This is a genomic window from Tessaracoccus bendigoensis DSM 12906 (genome assembly GCF_900141915.1).
GTDB classification, from domain to species: Bacteria; Actinomycetota; Actinomycetes; order Propionibacteriales; family Propionibacteriaceae; genus Arachnia; species Arachnia bendigoensis.
On record NZ_FQZG01000113.1, the window covers coordinates 1 to 8,094 of the forward strand.

8 protein-coding genes are annotated in these 8,094 nt (G+C 63.7%); 1 reads left to right on the forward strand and 7 read right to left on the reverse strand.

Translation table 11 applies throughout. The features are described 5' to 3' along the window. Nucleotides 1–207 precede the first annotated feature (207 nt). From BUC15_RS18080 to BUC15_RS18100, 5 genes are all read right to left on the reverse strand, one after another. Nucleotides 208–1,410, reverse strand: coding sequence for an ABC transporter permease (locus tag BUC15_RS18080; RefSeq protein WP_073191312.1), 1,203 nt, complete (start codon nucleotides 1,408–1,410; stop codon nucleotides 208–210). Continuing rightward, the gene (locus tag BUC15_RS18085; RefSeq protein ID WP_073191315.1) at nucleotides 1,407–2,087 is read right to left on the reverse strand and encodes an ABC transporter ATP-binding protein; all 681 of its coding nucleotides are present in this window, start codon (nucleotides 2,085–2,087) and stop codon (nucleotides 1,407–1,409) included. The genes BUC15_RS18080 and BUC15_RS18085 overlap by 4 nt, the downstream gene beginning before the upstream one ends. Then, nucleotides 2,084–3,184: a peptidoglycan-binding protein gene (locus BUC15_RS18090; RefSeq protein WP_073191318.1), complete on the reverse strand. Its 1,101-nt coding sequence runs from the start codon at nucleotides 3,182–3,184 to the stop codon at nucleotides 2,084–2,086. The genes BUC15_RS18085 and BUC15_RS18090 overlap by 4 nt, the downstream gene beginning before the upstream one ends. A gap of 1 nt (nucleotide 3,185) precedes the next feature. Then, a complete protein-coding gene (locus BUC15_RS18095) occupies nucleotides 3,186–3,896 on the reverse strand; it encodes a hypothetical protein (RefSeq protein WP_073191321.1) in 711 nt (236 codons plus the stop codon). Between the two features lie 305 nt (nucleotides 3,897–4,201). Next, on the reverse strand, nucleotides 4,202–4,606 hold the full coding sequence (locus BUC15_RS18100; protein ID WP_073191324.1) for a hypothetical protein: 405 nt from the start codon (nucleotides 4,604–4,606) through the stop codon (nucleotides 4,202–4,204). A 145-nt stretch (nucleotides 4,607–4,751) separates the two neighbouring features. On the opposite strand from BUC15_RS18100, the gene BUC15_RS18105 reads away from it, so the two are divergent. Then, entirely contained in the window at nucleotides 4,752–5,891 is a 1,140-nt protein-coding gene (locus tag BUC15_RS18105; RefSeq protein WP_425443380.1) for an AZOBR_p60025 family cell surface glycopolymer formation protein, read from the forward strand. A 154-nt stretch (nucleotides 5,892–6,045) separates the two neighbouring features. Here the strand turns inward: BUC15_RS18105 and BUC15_RS18110 are convergent, their stop codons facing one another. Both BUC15_RS18110 and BUC15_RS18115 read right to left on the reverse strand, forming a co-directional pair. Then, nucleotides 6,046–6,681 (reverse strand): response regulator, encoded by a 636-nt coding sequence (locus BUC15_RS18110; RefSeq protein ID WP_073191329.1) that lies wholly within the window; start codon nucleotides 6,679–6,681, stop codon nucleotides 6,046–6,048. Then, nucleotides 6,678–7,811 carry a sensor histidine kinase gene (locus BUC15_RS18115; RefSeq protein WP_139280360.1) on the reverse strand — a complete coding sequence of 378 codons (1,134 nt, stop codon included), beginning with the start codon at nucleotides 7,809–7,811 and terminating at the stop codon, nucleotides 6,678–6,680. Before BUC15_RS18115 ends, BUC15_RS18110 begins: the two co-directional genes overlap by 4 nt. Nucleotides 7,812–8,094 lie beyond the last annotated feature (283 nt).

Sequence of the window (8,094 nt, forward strand, 5' to 3'; positions counted from 1 at the left end):
GGGCATGCGCTGGAAGCCCGCGCTAAACGCGTTCGCCATAACCTTCGCCGACCGCATGCCAGCGGCCAGCAACCACAACTAGAAACCGCCACTTACACCGAAAATCTGACAGTCCCAACCCCGACGGCGCAATGTGAGGGCCGCCCGGATCGAGCGGCAGCGTTAGGCTTCCCAGCTTGGCGCAGGCCGGGAAGCAGGCTGATGCTGTTATCGTCTGAGGGCTTCGGTGGGTTGGATGCGTGATGCTTGGCGGGAGGGTTGGATTCCGGCGATAGTGCCGACGAGCAGTCCGATGACCGGGGCTGCGAGGGCCAGGGCGGGGTCGAGAACTGGTGTCCATCCTTGGGTGATGGAGACCGCCAGAATTGCGAGGATGCCGAGGGTGGTGCCGATGAGTCCGCCGAGGGCTCCGAGGAGGCTGGACTCGGTGACGATCTGGGCGAAGATGTGGGCGCGGCTCGCGCCGAGGGAGCGACGGAGCCCGATCTCCGGGACCCGCTCCATGACGGCGACCAGCGTGGTGTTGGCAATACCGACGGCCCCGATGAACAGGCAGATGGCGGCGAGGGTGAGGAGGAGACCGGCAAGGTCTGCGTCGACGGACTCGCGGAGGGTGCGGGGGTCGGGCGGGGCGGCGACGGCCATTTGGGTGAGGTCTTGTGGGCTGATAGCCCAGGGTGCTTCGAGCGCGACCTGCTGGGCAGCGCCGGGTCTGGTGGAGATCAGCATCCTGGCGGCGTTGGCGCCGTCGGTTTTCGGGGGTTCGAAGCGAGCGCTGGCGGTGCCGGGTGGGATCAGCACCGCGTTCAAGAGCTCGGGGAGCTTCTCCACCTGGTCGATGAGTCCGATGACCACGTAGGGGCGGTTGTTGATGAGGATGCTGGGCCGCAGCGCCATGTCTGGCAGATCAAGCCGTTGTGCAGCGATTGAGCCGATCAGAGCTACGGGTAGCTGTTGGCTGTCGTGGTAGTCGTTGTAGAAGGTGCCGCTGGCCAGCTCGGCCCCGATGGCATTGAACAGGCCGGGGCTTGACGCGAGGAGTTCAACCCGGGACACGGGCGGATCGGTGGGGCGGGCCCTCATCTGCGGGGCTCCACTGATGGGCCAGTAGTAGCCGGCGGCCTTAACGCCGTTGATCTGGGTGGTGACCCGTTGTGCGGCCTCGGGTGTGAAGATGGGGTGAGTCTTGTGCCGGTCGTCGATGGTGACGGTGGTGGCTGCCAGCGCATCGAAGCGGGCTGAGATCTGGGATTGGGCTGTTGATGTGAGTCCGAGAATGGCGACGAGGGTGCCGACGCCTAGGACGGTCCCCAGGCAGGTGAGGATTGATCTGGCGGGTCGGGAGATGAGTGCGGCAAGGGCTTCCCGGAGCAGGTCGTTGAACCTGAGTCGTGCCAGTGGGGCGCTCATGCCGATTCCTCCCGGAGGTGGCCGTCGGTGATGCGCAGCGTTCGCCGGCCTTGCGCGGCGACGCCGGGGTCATGGGTGATGACAATGATGGTGAGGCCCTGTTGGTGGAGGTCTCGCAGGATGTCGAGTACGTCCTTCGCGGTGCGGGAGTCCAGGTTGCCAGTGGGCTCGTCGCAGAGCACGACCGATGGATTGCCGACGATCGCACGAGCGATGGCCACCCGCTGTCTTTCGCCGCCGGAGAGTTGGTTGGGCAACGAGTTGACTCGATGATCAAGCCCAACCTGGTGCAACGCGCTCAACGCCAGTTCGGTGCGGCGGCTGGGGTCGGTGCTGTTGTATAGCAGCGCGAGTTCAACGTTTTCCACCGCGCTTCGATAGTTCAGCAGGTGGAAGCTTTGGAACACGAAGCCGATGTCGTGGCCACGGAGACCGGTGCGTTCCTTCTCAGTAAGTGTTGAGGTATCAGAACCGTTGAGCTCGTAGGTGCCGCTGGTGGGTTCATCCAGCAGGCCCACGATGTTGAGGAAGGTCGACTTGCCCGAGCCTGAGGGGCCAACGACGGTGACGTACTCGCCAGGGAGGATCGCCACGTTTGCACCGACAAGCGCGTGCACCGGCGGCGGCCCCGGGTAGGTGACACTGACCTCGCGGAGCGAGATGACTGGCGTGGTCATCGATCGAAGCCCACCAAGACGTTGTCGCCCTCGGCGATCTCGCCGTCAACCTCGGTGTAGCCCTCGCCGTTGACGCCGGTTCGCACCGGCACTTCTTCTTGCTCGCTGCCGCGGACCATGATCACTATGGTTTGGCCTTCTGCGTTCAGGGAGATGGCAGCACTGGGAACTGCCAGCACTTCACTGGTCGTGGTGTCGGCTTCGACTGTGATGCGCACGTTGCTTCCCAGCCACGCGAGCGGGATCGGCTCGACGCCCACTAGCACGAGCTGGGCTCCACCGGCCTGGTCTGTGATCAGCTCCGGTTGGAACTTCGCCTCAACAGATTCTCCGGTCAATTCATTGGCCAATCGGGCGGGGGTCTCGTTTCGTCCGATGGCAAGCAGTTGAGCATCGGGTTGGCTGACGGTCACCACCGGGTTGCCGGCGGCGACCACGAAGGTGGCCGCCGACACAGCCTTCCCGGCCTGGGCCGTGGAGCTCACCACTTTGGCCGGGAGAGTCGGCAGGAACGCCACCTCGGAACGCGGCAGCACTGTCTGGGCAGGGTAGCCCGCCGCGTCATACAGTTGCTGAACAGCCGCCTCCGTCGTGGGGCCGAACACGCCGTCGGCGTCACTGATGGTGGAGCCGAGGCCGCGGAGGGCAACCTGTAACTGCTTGACCAGCGGTCCAGTGGCTCCAACCTCGAGATCCTGGTAGGCCGGCAGCACGCCAGGCAGTGAGAACACCGGCCTCCCGTTCACTTCCAGGATGACCACGCCCGGCGCGGCCTCCGCACCGGCGGAAAGCGGAGCGGCTGTGATCACGGGCATGTCGGCGGCGAACGTTCGCCCTGCCAACACGTCGACGGACTCCAGCACCACCACGTCACCTCGCGTGACGACGGAGTCGCTGAGCACCCGTTTGACTACCTCGGCGGTGATCACGCTTCGGGGAGGCGCTTCAGCTGTGGCGTCGCGCTGGGCAGGTGTGGCCATGAACTGCGCCGCCAAGAAACCGCCGCCAGCGAAGCCAACAGCGAGCACCAGAATCCACACCACCTTCTGCATCCGTCGACGGGTGAGGCTCGTGGTGGGAGTTGTTGAGTCGTTCACGTCAGTTATCCTTGGCCAACTCGTTGGCACGCGTCAGCGACGCTTCGATGGCCTGCCGCTCCTCAGTCAACGCCAGCTGGTTCTTCTCAATCACAACGTTCTCCAACTCCACCAGAACCTTGTAGTAGGCCTGGACATAGCCCACCGAGTTGTTGCACTCAGCATCGGCCACCGCCATCTGACGCTCAAGCTCAGTTGGGCGTTCGGGCTCTGGGGTGTCAAGGAACTGGTCGTTGTCGTCCCAGACGGAGTTGCGGCTGAACCCGCGAGCCGCCATGCACTGCTTCCACTCTTCATCGGCACCTCGTACGCGCGGGTCTTGCTGCGCGGCGAACCACGCTTCCTTGCGCAGGTTCGGCGCGAGGACAAACGGCATCATCGAGGAGTTCGTGCCATACACCTGTTCGCGGGCCTGACCCAGACAGCCGTTCGGAGGGATCGCCTTGCCGTCCACTTCACCCGGGGACTCGGTCTGATCCTCGGGCGAGTCACGATCCCGCACCCCCGTCAAGACAAAGGAGAATGCCTCACTCTGCGGAGGATCCGGGTCAGCAGCGTTCGCCCTCACCACCGACGCCGGCAGATACCCCGAGACCCGGGCCTGCTCAACATCGACCACCCCAAACAACCGATTCCTGCTCTCCCGCTCCTCGACCAGAACATCCTCCAAAGAGCGCACCGGAGTCGTTGCCGCGAAACCGAACTCAGACATACACCGATCCGCCAACGCATCGACGGTGGTCTCCAACGAGTACCGCTCGGAGGCAGACTGTCCATACGCCTCCAAGGGCAGCGGACCAAAAGCATCACTGGCCCCACGCTGAAGCGCCAACGGATCCGCCGCTACCTGCGGGGAGGCCGTTGCCGAGGATTCAGGGGTACCGGGAGTCCGCACGGAACTCGGGGCAACAACAGGCGGGTCAGGCGTTTGCGTCTCCTGGACGTCGGGGTGCTGGGCTGTGCAACCCGACACCCCCACGACCGCAGCAATCAGTGCTGCACGAAGGGCCTGAAGCCTCAGAGCCACTTGAAGGAGGCGTTGTCGTTCTTCGTTGCGAAGAGGTCACGCCGTGAGCTCTTGCCGACCACGTCGTAGGATCCCGCGTAGTTGCTGTTGACGTAGACCCGACCATCGCGGGTCGCGTGGCGATTCCACACGTGGGCGGCGTTGTTCCACACGAGGAGCCCCTGGCCGGCGCCGCCGCTGATGAACTTGTACCCGGTACCGTTGAAGGTGGGGATGTTCCAGGCGAAGTCTGCGAGCGAGCCGTAGCCGTGAGCAGCGGAGTTGTAGTAGAAGCACACCTCGCCGGTGTTGCACACGGCGTCGCTGGGGGCGGCGGAGGCCTGAGGCACTGCCACCGTTCCGAGGCTGACGATGGCTGCGGCAGCCGCAGCGAGGATCTTGGTTTTGAGTTGCATGTTCTTCCTTCCAGAAGGTGGCGGGCCCGCGCTTTGCAGCGTGCGATCTCAACTATGCTCCGCTGGTCGGCGGCTTTCTATAGCACCATGCGGTGCCCTGAGCGGGTGATGCTGCTCGGCGTGTGGTGTCGGCATTCTGACCGGCATGCGTCGTTTCTTCACAGTCCCTCTTGTGTGCGGTCTGGTCGCAGCATGTGTCACCTTAGTCACTCAGATGGTCTCGCGACGCCCGTCGTTCCACCCAAGTCTGCTGTTGAACGTGGCCGACTCAGACCCCCTATCCGCTCTCGTCGCCGGTCTTGATCCGTCGTTTCAGTTCACGGTTGCCAGTGACCACTACGACGGGGTCTACTTTCTCGCGATGGCGCTGGACCCATTCGCATTGGGACAGGCGCATGACCTGATTGATCTGGCGGCATACAGGTACGGTCATCCGTTCTATTCGTGGGTTGCGTCGGTGTTGAGTTTCGGGCAACCGGCTGCGTTGCCTTGGGTGTTCTGGGGCCTCAGCGTCCTGTCGATGGCGGCCGCCGCGTACAGTGTGGCGCTGCTCGCCACCCGACTTGGCGCCTCACCATGGCTAGGTCTCACAGTCTCGTTCAGCCCCGGGCTGCTGTTCAGCGCGAGCACGGCTCTCACCGAGCCATTCCAATTGGCACTCATCACGGCGCTCCTTGTGGTGTGGCTGCGATCAAGAACGAACCCGCTGATCCTCGCTGCGCTCGTGGTCGCCTTGTGCCTGACGAAGGAGCAGCTGGTGCTGGTGCCAGTAGCACTCGGGCTGACGTTGCTGCCTGGCATCGTCAAGGAGCGGCGCATTCCGTGGCTGCGGGTCGCGCCGCTGCTGGCCGGGCCGCTATCGCTGGGGTCTTGGCTTTGGTACGCGCGTGGACGCTTCAGCTCAGAGCAGAGCACTTACGACTCCGGCAATCTGGGCGTCCCGTTTGCTGGGTGGCTGAACACCTTCGACCTCGCGGGAGCCCTTCGCGTCAGCGACTTTCACGCCTCACAGATCGGGTCCACCGCAGTCCCAGGCCTGATGGCCACTGCGGCGCTTGTCGTAGCAGGGGCGATCGTCGGCTTCCTCCGAAGAGACCCGCTTGGCTGGACAGTCGTGTCCCAAGCGGCACTTATCTCGACACTGGGCTGGAGGACCTTGCTGTACCCGCACGAGATGTTCCGCATTCCTAGTGTCGCCGCGCTGCTAGCGGCCCTGCTTCTTGGTGTTCACCTCAGCAGACACAAGGAGCCCCGCCAGGCGGTTCCAACGGTCGGGACTGGCTGACCCAACCGTGTGATCCGATCGGGCGATGCCCAGCAGCAGCAAGTTAGCCGATGGTTGTCCAGTGATCGTTGATTCTGTACCCTCCGAACCCATCTCCTTCGTCGTCGCGGCCCCGTGCCGGCCCGGTAGCGCGAACTGGCCGTTGTGCCTGTTTTCAACCGCGGATGACGTGGTTTCTGACGCCCCACATCACGGCTCCGAGTCGATCGGGAACGTTGAGTTTGCCGAGTACGGAGGAGACGTGACGCTTGACAGTGTCTCCCGAGATCTGGAGCCGGCGCGCTATCTGGTCGTTGGTCAGGGATTGGGCCATCAGCTGTAGCACCTCGGTTTCACGGGGAGTCAGGGGCGAGCTGATGAGATCGGATGGCATGAGGCCCGTTGGTCCCTTGACTGAGCCAACAGCCGGTGAGAACGCTCGCAGGCCTGAAGCTGCGGACCGGATCCCCGTGGCAATCCGGTCCGGTGGGTCGGTCTTGACCAGATAGCCCATGGCACCGGCCTGCATCGCGCCAGCCAAAGACTCCGGGTCTTCGAGCGACGTCAGCATCATCACCTTCGCCTCTGGAAAGGAACTCAGAACCTGCCAGGCGAGGTCGAATCCGCTGACGACAGGCATACGAATGTCGATGACTACAACGCTGGGTGGGGATTCGGCGAAATTCCTCAGTGCCGCGGCCGCATCGCAAGCCCACAGGACGGACAAACCCTCATGTCCCAAGCTAGCGGCCAACAGCTGGAGCAAGAGCGGGTCGTCGTCAACCAAACCGACGCTCGTCACACCCGTCACTGCGCTGTGCCTTCGCTCAACATATCAGCGCTTTGGATGGGAATCCTGACCCTAATACTGAAGACCCCTTCGCTAGCCCCCACAGCGCACTCGCCACCGAGTTGCTGCACTGCTTCTCGGATGCCCGCTAGCCCGAGTCCGGAGCTGTCGCCCGGGCGGCGGCTCTCATCGACATCGTTGAACCAGGACAAGGTCATGCTGGTGCTATCGATCCCAATCACACCTACGACCCTGCCACCCTCCCGCGCGTGCCTGCAAATGTTGGCAGTGACCTCGCGGATGACGCGGATGCCTTCCGCCTCCACCACCATCGGCAGCGTGGGAATGCTGACTGCGGGCGCGTCCGCGACGTCGAAGCCGGCCGTCCGAAGAGTCCTGATCGAACGGTTCCACTCCTGCCCCAGTTGCCCGGACGCTATTGCAGCCGCTTCGGTTGGGTTGATCACTTCGCGCAGTTCGACGGCGCCCGCTGAGGCCACCTCGATGATGGCGTCCAACTCGCTGCGCAGCGCATCCTGCGCCGTTGTTTCGCGCCTTAACTGGGCCGCCATCATCAACACTTGAGCCAGACGTGCACCCGCCGTGTCATGCACGGCCTGATTCAGCGCCGATCGCTCCAGCGCGACACGCAACTCCGCGGCGGCACGCTGCGCCCGGCTACTTTGAAAAGTGAGCCGGATGAACTGCCCCAGAAGTGTCAAAATGACTAGGTACAAGATGATGCTGAACTGCTCCATAGCCTCCTGTCCACGGAACAACTCAATCACCACCAAGGCGAAGAGTACGCCGGGCCCCAACCGCGCGGGCTTCCGGCTGTTGGCATCGATACACATTGCAAACGCCAAGAACCACTCCGCACCGTAATCATGGGTCGGAACGCCCATTTGCATCCCCACGAACAGCGCAGTGAAGATCAGTGGCGTGATCGTTGGGCGGCGCATCCACGCATTGACCGCGAAGACAACAAGGAGCGCGACGAACCAAACGGTGACATCAGGCAGCAGCTCGCCGCGCCGTGCCGTGCCCCAAAGCGCCAAGCAACCCATTGCTCCCGCCGCGGCGAGCAGGGCGAAACGAACCCACCGCCATACAGGAGACTCCGGCCGGAAATCGATGCCTACTGGTGCCACCTTGCAACCCTCTCGCTCGGGAACTCGCGCGACTCCCAATCCTCACACACGCGCGAAGGAACCCGCATGGGCCAGCCGGGTGACCCAGATGGGCCATCCGGCCGGGTGGAACCGCCGTTCACTATTCTGTGGCCCCAACGCCGGCAGCAGTATCCCTCATCGCTGGCGGGTCTGTCAGAGAAACGGTGTAAGTGGCTCCATCGCCCGTGAGGGCAGAAGGGGTCATGATGACCGAGTTGAAAAGCAGTACCGTCGAGCCGATCGAGGCCGTCTCGGCCAGACT